The following is an 18653-nucleotide window of genomic DNA, read 5'->3' as shown; positions in this document are numbered from 1 at the left end:
TTGAGTAATAATATGCGCTGTAAAAATTGAGTTAGTCACCTGTGTAATAGGTTATTCAAAAATGATTTGCAATATAGCCAAATACCTAATATTTGTTAGGTTTATTTGCCAAAAGTAGACGTTAAAATTTAAAGAAATCGTTATAGTGTTCGTAGTAAAATGCGAATAATGAGATTTTGCCGCATCTTTTTAGAAGTAATGAAAATAATCCAATATATTTAACCTTGACTAAGTAACAAACAACTCAACAGATGATAGGCATATTTTCTTTCTTAGGCTTCACCATATTGGTAGCCGTAATTTCATATTTAGCAACTAGAACAACAGATGAACAAACCTCAGATGGTTATTTTCTAGGGGGTCGAAGTTTAACGGCAGGCGTAATAGCTGGTTCATTATTGCTGACCAATCTTTCTACAGAGCAAATTGTAGGGCTAAACGGTAGTGCATATACAGATGGTTTATCTGTAATGGCATGGGAAACCTTAGCGGCGATCGCAATTGTAGTAACAGCAATTTTTCTGTTACCAAGATATTTAAAAGGTGGGTTGACAACCATTCCGCAATTCTTGGCCAAAAGGTTTGATGTTACAACAAAGACCATCACCTCTGGTCTGTTTTTAACGGGGTATGTCGTTGTGTTGTTGCCTGTAATACTGTATTCAGGGTCGGTAGCTATTAGCGGTATGTTTGATGTGCCCACATTATTGGGGGTTTCTGATAGTACGGCATTGGTAATTTGTATTTGGGGAATTGGATTAATAGGATCGGTATATGCGGTTTTTGGCGGATTGAAGGCTGTGGCTGTTTCAGATTCTATAAACGCAGTTGGTTTATTGATAGGTGGATTATTGATTCCGATATTCGGGTTAATGGCTATTGGGGATGGAAGTGTTTTCGGCGGACTTGATATTTTGGTAAGTGCGAATCCTGAAAGATTTGATTCTACGGGAAACCGAGGTCAAGAAGTACCTTTTGCAACTATTTTTACAGGAATGATGTTGGTACAGTTGTTTTATTGGGGTACCAACCAACAAATTATACAAAGGGCATTAGGGGCAAAAAACTTGGCCGAAGGTCAAAAAGGATTATTGTTGGCTTCATTTTTAAAAATATTAGGACCATTAATTTTGGTTTTACCGGGCATGATCGCATATCATTATTTTGATGGTGGTTTAGCTTCAAGTGATTTGGCTTACCCAGAATTGGTAAGAGCGGTTTTACCTAAGCCATTAGTTGGCTTCTTTGCAGCTGTATTGTTCGGTGCAATTTTAAGTTCTTTTAATAGTGTACTTAATAGTTCTGTAACCCTATTTGGTATTGACATCTACAAACAACATATTAACCCGGAGGCACCAGAAACTACGGTGGTAAAATACGGTAAGATTTTCGGGATATGTTTGGCGTTAGCGGCTATGTTCATAGCTCCGCTTATAGCAAATGCAGGAAGCTTGTTCAATTATTTGCAAGAAATCAACGGTATTTATAGCATACCTATTTTCACCATAATAGTTGTAGGATATTTGACTAAAAGAGTTCCGGCTATAGCTGCCAAAGTAGGTATTCTGTCAGGTTCTGCGTTATATATAATTAGTCAATTTTGGTTGAAGAATAAATTTGTAGATGCAGCATTGGAAGATGCTAATGCAAAAGGTATTACAGACCCTATGCAATTGAAATTGATTGAGGCTGATGCGTATCCTCATTTCTTACACATAATGGCGATATTGTTTGTAACCAATATTGTTATTATGTTAATTATTGGTGCTATTAAACCAAGAAAAGAACCTTTTGTTTTGGAGTATACGGATCAAGTATCCATTACACCGTATAAGTATGTGAATCAGGCAGGTATAGCTATTTGTTGTATTGTAATCGGCATTTACGTGTTCTTTGCAAAGTAAGGAATTTTACAAGTCATGATTTAAATAGCCACATCAAATTTTTGATGTGGCTATTTTGATTTATGTGGTAGCTGAGCTATGTTTCATTCTATTTCTTGATTAGTGTAGAATAGAAAGTATTCTTGTAAATGAATTGATAGGTTGTATAACGCGAAGATACTTTAAAAACCGTACCATATTTTGTGGCAAATGGCTGGTGCTAAATTCAAGTCCTCTCAGTGTTAAGTTCTTGTGAACCATTGTTATCGGTATGAGAAAGAAGTAATTTGTCGAGATAGAATGCTATGTAATAGCAAATATAACTGTAGGCAATAATAGGGAAAGAAATTTTTTTTTGGTGTAGTGTGTAATATTTCCATTGAATTTAGCCAATCTGGTTTGTAATCAGTCATTAGCTAAAGAAATCTTACAGCTCAATTTGTTCAAATAGCGTATTATATAAATAAAAAAAAGCCTCCAATATGAAATTGGAGGCCTTTTCAACTTAAACTAAAAATTATGTTTGCTTAGTATCCTGGGTTCTGTACTAAGTTAGGATTTGCAAGCAATTGAGCTTGTGGTATTGGGAACACATTGTAATCATCATTATTGATGGTTCCTTCGGCTTTAAATAACCAATCTCTACCAAATTGACCAAAGCGAATTAAGTCATTACGTCTCCAAGCTTCTTGGTACAATTCTCTACCTCTTTCATCTAAAAGATCTTGCTCAGATACGGTACCTAATAATTCTTGAGTATTACGTATAGTTCTTAACTCATTGATCATTGCCGTAGGGTCACCACCACTTCTAAACATAGCTTCCGCTTTCATCAAATGAGCATCAGCATATCTAAATACGATTTGGTGACTAATAGAAGCTTCTCCATTTCTAGCAGCATACTTCTGAATACGTATACCTGTAGTTTCATCATTGTTAATGAAGTTTACGTTACCCGCACCATCTTTAAAGTCTCTTTTGAAAGTAAGGGGAGCTCCTTGTCTATCCTGTAATGGAGTTCCGTCTAGGTCATATTGTTGGTTGATAAGAAAACCATATCCAACATTTGATCCATCTACAAATCCGTTGTTATCAGATGCGTATGGCTGACCTGCAAAAGCAGTACCTATTGTTGGTACACCACCTCTACGTTCTTCTTGTCCGTCAACAGGATTTTGATCTGCATCTAATTCATTTGATTCGGCATCACCTTCAAATAAGTCGTAAAATTCAGCAAGTGTGCTAAAACCGTTCCAGCCACCACCTTGTATACTTGTACTGTTGTAGTGAAGTCCCATAACAATTTTGTTAATGGTATTTGCTTCTAAAGCCCAAATAGTTTCAGTGTCTGCATCTGGTAAGAAAAGGTCAAAGTAGCCTTCTTGCAGTGCATAACCTTCAGCTGTAATTTCATCAACTAAAGAGATTACTTCTGCCATATCTGAAGCTTCTGGAGCTGTGCCAAGATAAATATGCTTGTTCAAAAGAACTTTAGCTTTTAAATATCTTGCAGCGGCTTTACTTGCTCTTAAGTTAGCTTCGCCACTACCTGCAGGTGTAGCAGGGGCATTTGCAATAGCTGTATCTATATCGGCAAGAATGAAATCCAATGCTGCTTGACCCGTAAGTACTTCAGGTACAGAAGAAGATGGTAATTCGGTATCTCTATAAGGAACTTGACCAAAGTTGTCCAATATAACCCACATGCTATACGCTCTTATGAAGCTAGCGTCTCCAATGTTGGTGGTAGATGGGTTACTTCTTGAATCTAAAACCTGAGAAGCTTGTAATTGGTTTCCATTCCATAATTGAAAAACATTTACAATAAAAGAGTGCTGACCGTTCCAATCATGTGTATGTAGTACTCTCCAAAGTCCATTATCACCCCAGTCACCTCCACGTGTAGGAATCAAATGCTCATCTGAAGTTACTTCTTGAAGTGCAAAATAGTTGTCTTGACCAGCATACTGTCCAGCAAGTGATCCATATAGATTCGTAACCGTAGAAGAAGGATCGGCCAAGCCTTGAAATCCTTCTGAAATGATCGAATCTGTTTCTTCTATTTCTAGGTCGGTACAGGAAGAAACCCCTACCAACGATAGAATAGAAAGTGTTAAGATTTTAAAATTATTTTTCATGATATACAATTTTTTTTAATTAAAATGATGCATTAATACCAAAAGTGAATGTTCTTGGTCTTGGGTAAGAACCATAATCAATTCCTCTTGATGGTACACCAGAACCTAAATCACCAGTATTAGCTGTAACCTCTGGGTCTAAACCACTATAATCAGTGATTAAGAAAAGGTTTTGCCCGGTAATTGAAAAACGTAAAGAATTTAATGCTCCTTCGCCAGATAATGGTACGTTATAACCTATACTAGCATTTTGGAAACGTACAAAATCACCTTTTTCTAAGAAACGTGTAGAAGCATCTGCAGAAGCTCCTGGGTCTTCACCACTAGTCAATACATTTTGGGTTACGTTTCTAGAGTTAGAAAGTGCACCGGCTGTAAAGTATGCGTTTTCAGTGTTATTGTATACTGAGAATCCAAACTGACCTTGGAAGAATACAGAAGCATCAAAATCCTTAACTTTTAAGTTTAAGCTTAAACCTGTAGTAATATCTGGTAAAGCATCTTCACCAACAAAGGTTTTGTCTTGGAAAGGATCACCAACACCATTACCATCTATGTCTTGGTATGTTGGAGTACCTGCACTATCAAAACCAGTGAAGATTGGTAAAAAGTAAGAATACAATGATTGTCCTGAAGCAAAACGCTGTGCAAATGCACCTGTTAAACCAGGACCGTTAATTTCACCCGTGTCAATAAGTCCATCAAAATTTTGAACCTCATTGTCGTTATAGGCAATATTAAAATCTGCGGAAAAAGTAGCGTCATCAGTTCTTACAAAATCGTAAGCCAATGCAAATTCAATACCTTGGTTAATGATACTGGCATCAACATTCTGGAACTGGAACGGGTCAACTGCAGGTGCAGCTGGTGGAGTCTGTAAAAGAACATCTGTAGTTTCAGTTCTATAGATATCAATACTACCACTTAAACGATCATTGTTAAATCCGAAATCCAAACCAGCATTTAAGTTAAAAGATGATTCCCATTTTAAGTCTGGTCTATCTGTAGCAACGATTGCTGTACCATTTGCGTTAATTTCAAGATTTTGTTGAACTGTTAAATCTGAGAAACGTTGTCTTGCTACGAAGTTACCGTAACCTAAACCATCTTGGTTACCAGTGATACCTGCACTTAAACGTAATTTAAGGGTAGATACGTTTTCGCCAACAAAATCTTCTTCGTTCATTTTCCAAGCAAATGCACCGGAAGGGAAATATCCGTATTGATTTTCAGGACCAAATCTGGAAGAACCATCAGCTCTCATTGTTGCTGTAAATAAATATTTATCATTCAACGTATAATTCAATCTTGCAAAGAAAGACTGTAGCTCATCGGTATTGTCAAAAGAATTTGTAAAGACAGAAGTAACAGGACTGTTAAGGCTTCTTCCTAATTCTTCTTGAGCTACAACCGTTGGTAATAATCTATTGATTAAAACTCCATTAGTGTTGGGTGCATAATAAGCTTGCTGATAAGATCCGGTTACTGCATTCTGTAAGTCGTTAACCGCACTTCTTAAATCTCTTCCCATAGCATTTAAGTCACTAGTAGAATAACCTCTACCGCCTGCATTAAAACCAAAAGTTTGGAAATCTTGGTAGCCAAAACCAACTAATGCCTCTAAACTAGAATTTTCAAATTCTTTGTTGTAGTTCACAGTTGCCTCTAAAGTTTTATTGTTTCTTTCTAAAACACCATAGTTTCCACGTCCTATATCCGTAACACCATTAATGTTGTTGATGTCCTTTGAGATAACAGATGTGTTAGAAGCTTCAGAAATGTCCAAACCTGCATTTAATTTGGCAGAAATTTCAGGGGTAAAATTGTATTGAACAGAACCGTTTAAAAGGTATCTGTTTGTATTGGTGATGTTCTGTGTATTGTCAAGTGCATTTTGCGGGTTAACATTTAAACCACCTGCATTAAAGCTTGAGCTAGCTGGCCATGTTGGGTTAGCGGCATAAGCACCACCTAAAACATCACCTGCAGCACCTGCCTGTGCACTAATTGGTGCTTGAGAATCATTAATACGTGCAATGGACATTTGTAGTCCTAAAACTAATTTGTCTTCTAAAAATCTTTGGTTAAGATTTAATCTACCTGTAATTCTTTCTAAATCGGAATTTTCAACGATACCAAATTGTTTGCCGTATCCAAAAGTAGCTCTTACGTTACCACTACCGTAGTTTTTAGAATAAGAAAGGTTTTGGTTTTGAGAAGCAGTTGATCTCAATACCACTTGTTGCCAATCTGTATTAGCTCCAAAATTTACCGCACTCGCATCACCACCTACAGAAGTTACACCAGATAAAAATTCAGATGCATCTAAAAGGTCAAAAGTATTGGCAGCCTTAGATATACTTAAAGAGCTAGAGAAGTCCCACACGCCTTGGCTACTTCCTTTACCACTCTTTGTAGTAATAATAACAACACCATTAGCTCCACGCGAACCGTAGATTGCCGTTGCCGATGCATCTTTTAAAATACTGATGCTTTCAATATCATTTGGGTTAATAAAGTTCAAAGGGTTTTTAACGGCACTTTGTCCAAAACCGGTCTCACCTTGTGGAGATGTATCTCCTCCACCCAATGGAACACCATCTACCACGAATAATGGATTGTTATTGGCACGTACAGAGTTAGAACCTCTAATGTTAATTTGAATACCGGCACCAGGTTCACCACTTGTTTCTTGAATGTTGACACCTGCAGTTTTACCTTGAATCAGTTGTTCTGGCGAAGCAATGTTACCACCGTTAAAATCTTCCGCAGTAACCGCTGTTACGGATCCGGTTGCATCTTTTACGGTAGTTGTACCATAACCAATAATTACAACCTCTTCCAATGCTTCAGCATCTTCTTCTAAAGTAAAATTGATTGAAGTTCTACCGTTTACCGCTACTTCTTGAGTCTTGTAGCCAATGTAACTTACAATAAGTACTGCACCTTCTTCAGCGGTCAAAGTATAATTACCGTCAAAATCGGTTTGTGTACCGTTCGTAGTCCCCTTTACAAGAACACTAGCTCCTGGTAAAGGTCCACTTGCATCTGAAACAGTTCCAGATACTTCTTGTGCCTGCAAGAATCCGAAGCATAAAAATGCTCCAAGAACCAACAGACTTTTTAGGAATGTAATCTTCATAAATTGTTAATTTAAGTTGAGTTAATTTAATTTCAATTGTTAAAAATATGCAAAAAGGTGTGTGAATGATAGAAAGTGCAAAGTTAAAAAATTACGAAAACGGTTTCGTGTTAATAACTTTTATTTTTTGCGAGTATAACGAATGTTAAAGGGCGTTTTTGTTATATTCATAATTATATATCTGTATTAATATGAAAATATGATTATTCTGCAAATATATGAAAAATAGATTTTTGAATATATTTACCGTTTTCATCTCCATAGTAAACTTTAGCTTTTAGAAAAGATTAAGTTCTTATCTTAAATTTTTAAACCTTCTATTTTGAAACCAAAAATTACTTTAAAAGACATTGCAAGAGAGCTAGATGTATCAATCTCTACCGTTTCCAAAGCACTAAAGAATAGCAAGGAAATCAGTAAGGAAACTAAGGATAAAATAAAGGCTTTTGCAAAATTCTATAATTATAGGCCAAATAATATTGCTCTTAGTTTAAAGAATAAAAGAACAAAAAATATTGGTGTTGTTATTCCAGATATAGTACATCATTTTTTTACTACGGTTTTTAGGGGTATTGAGAAATATGCGAATGCCATGGGGTATAATGTCATAGTATGCATTTCTGATGAGTCTTATGATAAAGAGGTCATAAATATGGAAATGTTGGCAAATGGAAGTATTGATGGTTTCATTCTTTCGTTAAGCGCTGAAACACAAAAAAAGAACGATTTTACCCATTTAAAAGAATTGCTTGATCAAGGGATCCCAATAGTACTTTTTGATCGTATAACTTCTGAAATAGATTGTGATAAAGTTATTTTAAACGATTTTGAAGCTGCCGGTGATTCCGTAACACATTTTGTTAAGGCTGGTGCGAAAAAAATAGCCTTAATAACCACAGAAAATTATTTTAATGTAAGCGAAAGTAGAAAAGAAGGTTATTTAGCAGCTTTGAAATTAAATAATATAGCATTAGATGATCGTTTAATTTTAACACTACCCCATGATCGGGATAATACAAATTTAATAACCGAATTTTTTCAGAATAATGACGTTGACGCAGTATTATGTGTTAATGAGATATTCGCCATTCAATGCATGAGTGTAATTCAGCACTTAGGATACACCGTTCCAGATGATATTTCGATAATCGGTTTTACCGACGGTATACTCTCTAGGTATTCATCGCCCCAATTAAGTACTGTGGCGCAGCATGGTGAGAAAATGGGAGAACTAGCGGCCAAACTATTGATCCAAAGAATGGAATCTGTAGAATTAGTAGAGGAGCCGTTTAAGACAGAAGTTATTAATGCAACTTTGGTAAAACGGGGTTCAACAATTAATTAATAGTTATAATATAATGGGTAAAGTAGGTTTTATATTTGATTTGGACGGTGTTATTGTGGATACCGCTAAATATCATTATTTGGCATGGCGTAAGCTGGCAAACGAATTGGGTTTTGAATTTACCAAAGAACAAAATGAACTTTTTAAGGGCGTAAGTAGAAAAAGGTGTTTGGAAATTCTTTTGGATATAGGAAATGTCAAGGCAACACAAAAACAATTCGATACTTGGATGATAGAGAAGAATGTAGATTACCTGGCCTATATTGAAAAGATGGACGCTAGCGAAATTCTACCAGACGTACCAAGGGTATTAAATTTTTTAAAGGAAAGAAATATTCCTATTGCCTTGGGTTCTGCCAGTAAAAATGCGCAACCTATATTGGAAAAAGTAGGTCTGTTACCATATTTTGATAGCATTGTAGATGGTAACAACGTTACCAAAGCAAAACCAGACCCAGAAGTGTTTTTAATTGCCGCGGACAACCTAAAAGTTAAACCGGAATTATGTGTGGTTTTTGAAGATGCCGTAGCAGGTATTCAAGCGGCTAATGCGGTAGATATGGTCAGCATTGGAATTGGGGATCCGGATATTCTTAATGAAGCACAGTATAATTTTAAGGATTTCACAGAAATAGACAATCAGTTTTTGGAATTATTATTAAATAAAAATAAATAAAGATAGCTATAGTTAGTTGCTTTATTTTTGATCGTAACACAACAAGAAACTAATGAATCAAGATTATATAAAACCAGATAAATGGTGCATTATTGAAGAAGGATTTGATAAGGAAAATGTCAAATCCTCTGAAAGTATTTTTAGCATCGGTAACGGCGCCATGGGGCAACGTGCCAATTTTGAGGAAACCTATTCAGGAGATACTTTTCAAGGTAGTTATATTGCCGGGGTATATTATCCAGATAAGACCAGGGTAGGTTGGTGGAAAAATGGTTACCCGGAGTATTTTGCCAAGGTTTTAAATGCACCCAATTGGATTGGCATCAACATTAAAATAAATGGCGAAGAATTAGATTTAGCCACTTGCAAAAAAGTTTCGAACTTTAGACGGGAGTTAAATATGAAAGAAGGCGTGTATACACGTAGCTTTTTGGCGGTAACTTTAAATAATGTAGAAATTGAAGTTGTGGTAAAGCGATTTTTGAGTTTGGAGATAGATGAAGTAGGTGCTATTTCATATCAAATCAAAGTGTTAAATACCAAAGCTTCCTTGGTGTTTGAGCCATATCTTGACAGTGGTATTACCAATGAGGACAGTAATTGGGACGACAAATTTTGGAATACCACAAATGTAAGTATCGAAGAAAATCGTGCGTTTATTGAAGCGCACACTATGAAAACGGAATTTAAGACCTGCACCTTTATGCAGGCTTCTTTAGATTATGAGGGTGCCACAGTTGTAGGTGTTGCATCGGAAAAGACGGATAATTTCGTTTCATTGAAATTTGAACAGGAGGTAGAGGCTAACTCAACTGTAACTTTAACAAAGTTTGGTGGTTATACCGTTACACGAAATCACCCAAAAGACGCGTTGAAGCAAGTTGCTCATAATAAACTCAGTGAAGTAAGTGAAATTGGCTTTATAGGGCTTTTACAAAAACAGAAAGAGGCTTGGGCGGCAATTTGGGAAATGAGCGATATTGTCATTGAAGGAGATATAAAAGCGCAGCAAGGAATTCGTTTTAATATTTTTCAATTGAACCAAACGTACTTGGGAACCGATTCTACCTTAAATATAGGACCTAAAGGTTTTACCGGTGAAAAATATGGTGGAAGTACGTATTGGGATACAGAGGCATATTGTATTCCTTTCTATATGGCTACCAAAGATGATAAAGTGGCTAGAAAATTATTGAAGTATCGCTACAATCATTTAGAAAAGGCTATTGAAAATGCTAAGAAATTAGGCTTTTCAAACGGTGCGGCATTATATCCAATGGTGACTATGAATGGTGAGGAATGCCATAATGAATGGGAAATTACCTTTGAAGAAATACATAGGAATGGAGCTATAGCCTTTGCAATTCACAACTATTTTAGATATACCGGTGATTATAGCTACATACCAGAAATGGGCTTAGAGGTTTTAATAGGCATTTCAAGGTTTTGGCATCAGCGTGTTAATTTGTCAAAAGACAAGAATAAATATGTAATGTTAGGGGTTACGGGTCCTAATGAGTATGAGAATAATGTCAATAATAATTGGTATACCAACTATTTGGCAAAATGGTGTATAAACTATACGCTGACCCAATTAGATAAGGTTAAGAGCGGTTATCCGGATGATTACCATAGGGTTGTGGGCAAAACCAAACTTACCGATAGGGAATGTGAAAAGTGGAAGAAGGTTGCCAATAAAATGTATTTCCCTTATTCAAAGGAATATGGTGTTTTCTTGCAACAAGATGGCTTTTTGGATAAAGAATTGGTTAAGGTGGATGATTTGCCAAAATCTGAAAGACCTATTAACCAAAAATGGAGTTGGGATCGTATTTTAAGATCACCTTATATAAAACAGGCAGATGTGCTGCAAGGTTTTTATTTTTTTGAAGAGGATTTCTCTACAGAAGACCTGGAGAGACATTTTGATTTCTACGAACCTTTTACCGTTCATGAATCTTCCTTGTCCCCTTGTGTGCACAGTATTCAGGCAGCTAAATTGGGTAGAATGGAGCAAGCATATAATTTTTATTTAAGAACATCTAGATTAGATTTAGATGATTATAATAAGGAGGTAGAAGAAGGCTTGCACATTACGTCTATGGCCGGTACTTGGATGAGTATTGTTGAAGGTTTTGGTGGTATGCGTGTGGTAAACGATAAATTATCGTTTAAACCTCAGATTCCAAATCAGTGGAATGCATATTCATTTAAGGTTAATTTTAGAAATCGGATCATAAAAGTGAACGTAACCGCTGATTGTACCACTTTTCAATTAATTGGAACAAAAGAAGTTTCTATTCGTGTCAATGGTAAAAAAGTAGAGTTGTTTCCAGATGAGTTGATCACCGTATAATTTCTTGTTGTAGTTAGTACTAAAAATTAAAATGCCCCATGAATCATAAAATTGTTATTTACCATGTATTTACCAGGTTGTTCGGAAATACGAATACCAATAATAAGCCTTGGGGCACTATTGAGGAGAATGGGGTAGGCAAGTTTGCTGATTTTAATAAAAAGGCACTAACGGAAATTAAGAATTTGGGTGTTACCCACATTTGGTATACCGGGGTACCGCATCATGCCGTAATAAATGATTATACTGAAATAGGAATATCAAATGATGATCCAGATGTAGTCAAGGGCAGGGCTGGTTCTCCTTATGCTGTTAAGGATTATTACAATGTTAACCCAGATTTGGCTAAAAATCCATCAAATAGATTAAAAGAGTTCAAATTACTTATTGAGCGTACACATAAGGCCGGCATGAAGGTGATTATAGATATTGTGCCTAATCATGTAGCTAGAAAGTATGAGGGGAAAACTAATCCAAAGGGTGTTTCTGATTTTGGATTTGGAGATGATACATCCGTAGAGTATCAAAAGGACAATAATTTTTATTACATCACGGGGACGGAATTTAAAACCCCACAATGGCAAGATGGTTATGTTCCCTTAGGTGGTGATGCTCCAAATTTTTCCTATCCAAAATTAAAAGAAATTCCTGCTAAGTGGACCGGTAATGGTTCTCGTAGTCCGCAACCGGATATGAACGATTGGTATGAAACTGTACGCATCAATTATGGGGTAAGACCAGATGGCGGACTGGATTTTGATATGCTGCCAAACGATTATGGAGAAAAAGACCATAAAGAACATTTTGAGTATTGGAAGAAAAAAGTAGTACCGAGTTCTTGGAGAAAATTTAAGGATATTGCTTTGTATTGGTTACATATGGGTGTTGACGGTTTTAGGTATGATATGGCAGAAATGGTCCCTGTTGAATTCTGGAGTTATTTGAATTCATCTATTAAAATGAAAAATCCCGATGCTTTTTTAATGGCAGAAGTCTATAATCCAGATTTGTATAGAACATATATTCATAAGGGGAAAATGGACTATCTATATGATAAAGTGGATTTTTATGATGGACTTAAACATATTATGAAAGGCTATGGTTGGTCTGATCACTTACCGGTTGTACAAAATGGTTTACGAGATATAGAGCATCATATGCTCCACTTTTTAGAAAACCATGATGAGCAACGTATTGCTAGTCCAGAATTTGTTGGTAATGCAGAAATTGGCAGACCGGCAATGGTTGTTTCCGCTACCATAAGTACATCGCCCACTATGATTTATTTTGGGCAAGAAGTAGGTGAGCCGGCAGCAGAACATGCAGGTTTTGGTAGTCCGTCAAGAACTTCTATTTTTGATTATATAGGTGTGCCGCATCACCAAAGGTGGGTCAATGATAAAAAATTTGATGGAGGCAAATCTAGCCCCAAAGAAGCGGCTTTGCGAGATTTTTACAAACGTTTGTTGAACTTCACCATCAATAGTGAGGCTTTAATGGGTGCATATAGGGAGATTCATTTCTACAATAAAGAAATTACCGAAAATTATAATCACCGTGTATTGTCCTATGTCCGTTGGTCGGAAAATCAAAAATTAATAATAGTCTCAAATTTTGATGTTAATGAACATTTTTCGTTCGACTTAAAAATACCTGTAGATTTGGTGAATCTGTGGAAATTAAAAGAAGGAATTTATCCACTGCACGATGCTCTTTACGGTCATGTGAATTCTTTACGTATAGAAAATGGTGAAGGTCATATTTCAATTAACCTAAATCCTTTAGAATCCTTTATTTTTGAATTAAAATCATAAACCCATGCTTTATAGAATTATCCTGGCTTTTATTTGTTTAACCTTAGCATCATGTCATATGAAAAAAGAACCTTTAGTCATTGGTCATAGAGGAGCCATGGGCCACGAAACTGAAAATACCTTGCCATCCATTCAAAAGGCATTGGATCTTGGGGTTGATATGATAGAAATCGATGTTTTTAAAATAAAAAGTGGGGAAGTAGTAGTTTTTCATGATGATAAGCTTGATCGAATTACTAATGCACCTGGCAACATTGAAGATTATTATATAGTAGATTTAATGCAGGTAATTGTTGATGGAGGGCATAAAATACCCATGTTGCAAGATGTATTAAAACTCATTGATAATAAGGTAGCCTTAAACATAGAGCTAAAAGGTGCTGGTACGGCAGATAGGGTAAATCATATTATGAAATATTACATTGAGCAGAAAAATTGGTCGCCCGATAATTTTATTATTTCCAGCTTTAATTGGGATGAGTTGAAGGATATGCGCAAATATAATTCTAATGTTGCCATTGCTGTATTAACGGAAGAAGACCCTTTAGAAGCAATACCAGTGGCAAAAGAGTTGAATGCAGTGGCCATTAATCCGTATTTCAAGAAATTAGATGAGGAAAAGGCCGAAGCAATACATGATGCCGGGTTTAAAATTTATACATGGACGGTAAATGAACCTGCAGATATTGAAACAATGAAAAATGTAGGTGTAGATGGCATAATTACCAACTTTCCTGAACGAGTAAATTAATGCATGATGTTCTGGTCATTGGTGGCGGTGCAGCCGGTTTTTATGCAGCCATTCATATAGCTGAGAGTAGACCGCAAACCAAAATTGCAATTTTAGAGCGAGGTAAGGAAGTGCTTACAAAGGTAAAAGTCTCTGGTGGTGGGCGTTGTAATGTAACCCATGCTGAATTTAATCCTGTAGATCTAAGCAAAAACTATCCACGGGGCCAAAAAGAGTTATTGGGTCCTTTTCATACCTACGCAAGTGGAGATACTGTCGGATTTTTTGAGGAACGTGGCGTTGCCCTAAAAATTGAGGAAGATGGTAGAATGTTCCCGGTCACCAATTCCTCACAAACCATTATTGATTGTTTTCTTTCAGAGACGGATAGATTAGGTGTTCAGGTGAAAACACTTTGTTCTGTAACCGGTATAGAGCAAATTAAAGAGGAGGAAGGGGTAATATGGAAGGTTGCCATTGGTGATGGTCATATGTATTGTAAAAAGCTCATTTTAGCTACTGGTAGCAATCCAAAAATGTGGAATTATGTACAAGCGTTAGGGCATAGTATTGTTCAGCCGGTTCCTTCGTTATTCACTTTTAATATTAAAGATGAGCGTATTTCGGATATTCCTGGTGTGGCTACACATGCAGAGGTCAAAGTGATACCTAAAAAGAATATTTGCAAAAAGAAAGGAAAACTAAAACCAGATACTGCAGTTTTAACTTCGGAAGGACCTTTGTTAATAACACATTGGGGTATGAGCGGACCGGCAATTTTAAAATTATCCGCTTGGGGAGCAAGAATTTTAGAGCAGTACAATTATCAGTTTAAAATACAGGTAAATTGGGCCCCGGAGTATCATCATGATGGGTTATTGGAATTATTTCTTAAGGTAAAGCAGGTAGAAAAGAAAACCGTTATAAGAACCAAGGTATTGGATATACCTAAGCGCCTGTGGGTTAATTTAGTGAAAGCCTCTAATATAGATGATACCTTAACATGGCCCGAAGTTTCAAAACAACAGTTGTCAAATTTGGCGGCACAATTAACAGCAGGTATATTTCAAGTAAATGGAAAAAGCACTTTTAAAGAAGAATTTGTAACGGCAGGTGGTGTAGATTTAAAGGAAATCAACTTTAAGACTTACGAAAGTAAAATACTAACTAATCTTTATTTTGCTGGTGAAATTATAAATGTGGACGCTATTACTGGCGGATTCAATTTCCAGAATGCGTGGACCGGAGGTTATATTGCGGCCCAAGGTGTAGTTAACGATCTGAATACAAATATTGAATAATATGAACACCTATATTGCATTTTTAAGAGGCATTAATGTAAGTGGCAAGCATAAGATTCAAATGGCCGAGTTAAAAGAATTGCTCTCCAAGCAAAAATTGGAAGATGTTAAAACGTACATACAAAGTGGTAACGTGGTATTTAAAAGTGGATTGGAAAATTCCAAAGAATTAGAAAATCTGATATCTAAGGCAATTCTCAGCCATTTTAATTTTAACGTTCCTGTCATAGTGATGACCATTTCTAAATTAAAAGAAATATTAGATCGGAATCCGTTTAAAACAGATGATGAGAATTTGCAAAAACAAAATTACTTTGTTCTGCTGAATGAGATACCAGACGTAGAAGCTGTAGATAAGTTAAGCAAAGAGACATTTAAAACTGAAGATTTTTTATTTGCCAATGACTGTATATATCTAAAATGTACAGCGGGTTATGGTAAAGCGAAATTGAATAATAATCTTGTTGAGCGTAAGTTGAAAGTTAAGGCAACTACTAGAAATTACAGGACAATGAGTAAGCTGTTAGAACTGTCCAATTAGTTCAATTCCCATATTTTAAAATTTAGGGCCGTAGCAAAGCATACCCATAAGAAATATGGGGTCAATAGATATGCTGCAAATTTACTGACTACCTTAAACCATTTTATAGTAAGTGCCAGAACAATTAATAGCGCTACAATGATCAATAGGGCCAATAAGGGCTGTTTAAGTCCAAAAAAAACAATGCTCCATAAACCGTTTAAGAGTAATTGAAATCCAAAATGATAAAGTCCGGTCTTAACCCATTTATGGTGAAAACCTTTTGCCCAGACCCAACCAGCAGAAATACCCATCATAATGTAGAGTACACTCCAAACGGGGCAAAAATCCAATTAGGCGGATTAAAACTTGGCTTGTTCAGTGTTAAATACCAGCTATTTACAGAGCTTTGCGTAACTACACTACTCAAGAAACCTATAGTAGAACATATTACAATGCCGATAAATATGTAGGTAAGCTTTCTTTTCAATTGGCTGGTGTTTAGCTCTAAAATAAGGATTTATTTTAATTGATAGCCCTAAAAACTATATTTGCACAAATTGAAAATTCAATGTCAGAAAAAGATTTTATTCCATCATCATACATTACATTGAAAGAAGAAGGTATTGTTGGGTATACATCACCTAGCAATATTGCATTGATTAAATATTGGGGAAAAAGGGAGAATCAAATACCTGCCAATCCGTCTATAAGTTTTACGCTGGCCGCTTGTATGACCAAAACCAGTGTAGAATACAAGAAAAAAATAAGAAAGGATAACGAATTCTCTTTTGATCTATTTTTTGAAGATCAGCCAAAAGAAGAGTTTAAACCAAAGATTAAAACATTCTTAAAAAGGATAGAAAAATATCTACCTTTCTTAAAAGAATATCATTTGGTCATAAAAACATCAAATACATTTCCGCATAGTAGTGGTATTGCTTCATCTGCCAGTGGAATGTCTGCTTTAGCTTTATGTTTTATGGAAATGGAAAGGACTTTTTCGGCACCAATTACTGATGATTTTTTCAACAATAAGGTATCCTTTATATCGCGCTTAGGGTCTGGTAGTGCATGCCGAAGTATTGAAGGTCCTTTGGTGCAGTGGGGAGAAACCTCTTCGGTTGAAGGTAGTTCAAATTTGTTTGGGGTTAAATATCCCTACAAAGTACATGATATTTTCAATAATTTTCATGATACCATTTTGTTGGTAGACAAAGGGGAGAAACAAGTAAGTAGTACAGTTGGTCATGAGCTTATGCATGGTCATCCGTTTGCATCGCAAAGATTTGAACAAGCTCATGAGAATTTAGATAAGCTGCGTACAATCTTGGCAGAGGGTAACTTAAATGATTTTATTGGTATAGTAGAAAGTGAGGCACTTACTTTGCATGCTATGATGATGACTAGTGATCCTTATTTTATTTTAATGAAACCCAATACGCTTTCTATTATAAATGAAATTTGGAAGTTTAGACAAACATCCAATACCCATGTTTGTTTTACATTAGATGCAGGAGCAAATGTACATGTGCTATACCCTGAAAATGAAAAAGATATCGTTTTTCCGTTTATTAAAGAGAAGTTAATTTCTTTTTGTCAAAATGGGCAGTATATTTGTGATCGAATTGGTCTGGGTGCTAAGAAGTTGTAAATGATTTGCACACTATTTGTGTGCAACCTACGTTTGTAAAAAGAACGGTTTCACTATGTTGTTTAACCTTTTTGGGTAAAACGTTCAACTTTATGTGTTTCTTTGACTATATTTATATAAGTTCAATGCTTGCTTAGTTATTAAAAATGAAAGGACCTTTATTTTATTCAAAAATTCTTCTCTTCGGGGAGTATGGCATTATTAAAGATTCCAAAGGCTTATCCATACCTTATAATTTTTATAAAGGGGCCTTAAAATCTGACGCAAGTGTTTCTAAAGAAGCAACAAAATCTAACAAGAGTTTAGAGGCTTTTGCCCTGTATTTGGAAAAGTTGACCATAGATGAGCCTAAATTGGTATCATTTGATTTGGATACTTTAAAGTCAGATGTGGCTGCGGGTATGTATTTTGATAGTTCAATACCACAGGGGTATGGCGTAGGTAGTAGTGGTGCTTTAGTAGCAGCAATCTATGATAAGTATGCTCAACATAAAATTACCGTTCTTGAAAATTTAACCAGAGAGAAATTGTTGAAACTAAAAACGATATTCGGTAAGATGGAGTCGTTTTTCCATGGTAAGTCCTCTGGCCTTGATCCTTTGAACAGTTATTTAAGTTTGCCCATTCTCATTAACTCTAAGGATAATATTGAATCAACAAGTATTCCATCACAGAATGCAGAAGGTAAAGGAGCTGTATTTTTATTGGATAGCGGTATTATTGGTGAGACCGCTCCTATGGTTCAGATTTTCATGGAGCAAATGAAGAATGATGGATTTAGAAGTATGTTGAAAAACCAATTTATAAAGCATACGGATGCTTGTGTAGAAGACTTTGTAAATGGTAACATAAAATCCCTGTTCGGTAATTTAAAACAGTTATCGCACGTAGTATTGGATAACTTTAAGCCAATGATACCGGCAAAGTTCCATGATTTATGGAAAAAAGGTATAGACACCAATGACTATTACCTAAAATTGTGTGGTTCAGGTGGTGGTGGCTACATATTAGGGTTTACGGAGGATTTGGAAAAAGCTAAAACTGCGTTAAAAGATTATAAACTGGAAGTAGTTTATAATTTTTAGGTATTTTCC

12 protein-coding genes and 1 pseudogene are annotated in these 18653 nt (G+C 35.8%); 10 read left to right on the top strand and 3 right to left on the bottom strand.

From position 1 onward, the window contains the following. Nucleotides 1–251 precede the first annotated feature (251 nt). Nucleotides 252–1904 carry a solute:sodium symporter family transporter gene (locus YQ22_RS05995; RefSeq protein WP_071340449.1) on the top strand — a complete coding sequence of 551 codons (1653 nt, stop codon included), beginning with the start codon at nucleotides 252–254 and terminating at the stop codon, nucleotides 1902–1904. A gap of 506 nt (nucleotides 1905–2410) precedes the next feature. Here the strand turns inward: YQ22_RS05995 and YQ22_RS05990 are convergent. Further along, a complete protein-coding gene (locus YQ22_RS05990) occupies nucleotides 2411–4021 on the bottom strand; it encodes a RagB/SusD family nutrient uptake outer membrane protein (RefSeq protein ID WP_071340448.1) in 1611 nt (536 codons plus the stop codon). A gap of 19 nt (nucleotides 4022–4040) precedes the next feature. Then, complete coding sequence (locus tag YQ22_RS05985; protein ID WP_071340447.1) at nucleotides 4041–7163, bottom strand: SusC/RagA family TonB-linked outer membrane protein; 3123 nt, start codon at nucleotides 7161–7163, stop codon at nucleotides 4041–4043. 322 nt (nucleotides 7164–7485) lie between these two features. Here YQ22_RS05985 and YQ22_RS05980 point away from each other — a divergent pair, with 322 nt between their 5' ends. The 7 genes from YQ22_RS05980 to YQ22_RS05950 are packed head-to-tail and all read left to right on the top strand — an operon-like array spanning nucleotide 7486 to nucleotide 15926. Next, the gene (locus YQ22_RS05980) at nucleotides 7486–8508 is read left to right on the top strand and encodes a LacI family DNA-binding transcriptional regulator (RefSeq protein WP_071340446.1); all 1023 of its coding nucleotides are present in this window, start codon (nucleotides 7486–7488) and stop codon (nucleotides 8506–8508) included. Nucleotides 8509–8521: 13 nt separating this feature from the next. After that, nucleotides 8522–9184, top strand: a complete 663-nt coding sequence (pgmB, locus tag YQ22_RS05975; protein ID WP_071340445.1) for a beta-phosphoglucomutase — start codon at nucleotides 8522–8524, stop codon at nucleotides 9182–9184. Nucleotides 9185–9236: 52 nt separating this feature from the next. Continuing rightward, nucleotides 9237–11540: a glycoside hydrolase family 65 protein gene (locus tag YQ22_RS05970; protein ID WP_071340444.1), complete on the top strand. Its 2304-nt coding sequence runs from the start codon at nucleotides 9237–9239 to the stop codon at nucleotides 11538–11540. 38 nt (nucleotides 11541–11578) lie between these two features. Then, entirely contained in the window at nucleotides 11579–13354 is a 1776-nt protein-coding gene (locus YQ22_RS05965) for an alpha-amylase family protein (protein ID WP_071340443.1), read from the top strand. 58 nt (nucleotides 13355–13412) lie between these two features. Beyond that, nucleotides 13413–14105, top strand: coding sequence for a glycerophosphodiester phosphodiesterase (locus tag YQ22_RS05960; RefSeq protein ID WP_083414204.1), 693 nt, complete (start codon nucleotides 13413–13415; stop codon nucleotides 14103–14105). Continuing rightward, nucleotides 14105–15385, top strand: coding sequence for an NAD(P)/FAD-dependent oxidoreductase (locus tag YQ22_RS05955; protein ID WP_071340441.1), 1281 nt, complete (start codon nucleotides 14105–14107; stop codon nucleotides 15383–15385). The genes YQ22_RS05960 and YQ22_RS05955 overlap by 1 nt, the downstream gene beginning before the upstream one ends. 1 nt (nucleotide 15386) lies before the next feature. Continuing rightward, the gene (locus YQ22_RS05950) at nucleotides 15387–15926 is read left to right on the top strand and encodes a DUF1697 domain-containing protein (protein ID WP_071340440.1); all 540 of its coding nucleotides are present in this window, start codon (nucleotides 15387–15389) and stop codon (nucleotides 15924–15926) included. On the opposite strand, the pseudogene YQ22_RS18905 reads toward YQ22_RS05950, so the two are convergent. Further along, nucleotides 15923–16395 (bottom strand): annotated as a pseudogene (locus YQ22_RS18905) (TspO/MBR family protein). The gene YQ22_RS05950 and the pseudogene YQ22_RS18905 overlap by 4 nt on opposite strands. Before the next feature lie 81 nt (nucleotides 16396–16476). Here YQ22_RS18905 and YQ22_RS05940 point away from each other — a divergent pair. Beyond that, entirely contained in the window at nucleotides 16477–17559 is a 1083-nt protein-coding gene (locus tag YQ22_RS05940) for a diphosphomevalonate/mevalonate 3,5-bisphosphate decarboxylase family protein (protein ID WP_071340439.1), read from the top strand. A 146-nt stretch (nucleotides 17560–17705) separates the two neighbouring features. Beyond that, nucleotides 17706–18644 (top strand): mevalonate kinase family protein, encoded by a 939-nt coding sequence (locus YQ22_RS05935; protein WP_071340438.1) that lies wholly within the window; start codon nucleotides 17706–17708, stop codon nucleotides 18642–18644. Nucleotides 18645–18653: the final 9 nt, after the last annotated feature.

It is taken from the genome of Maribacter sp. 1_2014MBL_MicDiv, assembly GCF_001865655.1.
Lineage (GTDB): Bacteria > Bacteroidota > Bacteroidia > Flavobacteriales > Flavobacteriaceae > Maribacter > Maribacter dokdonensis.
This window is presented reverse-complemented; position numbering and strand designations above follow the sequence as displayed.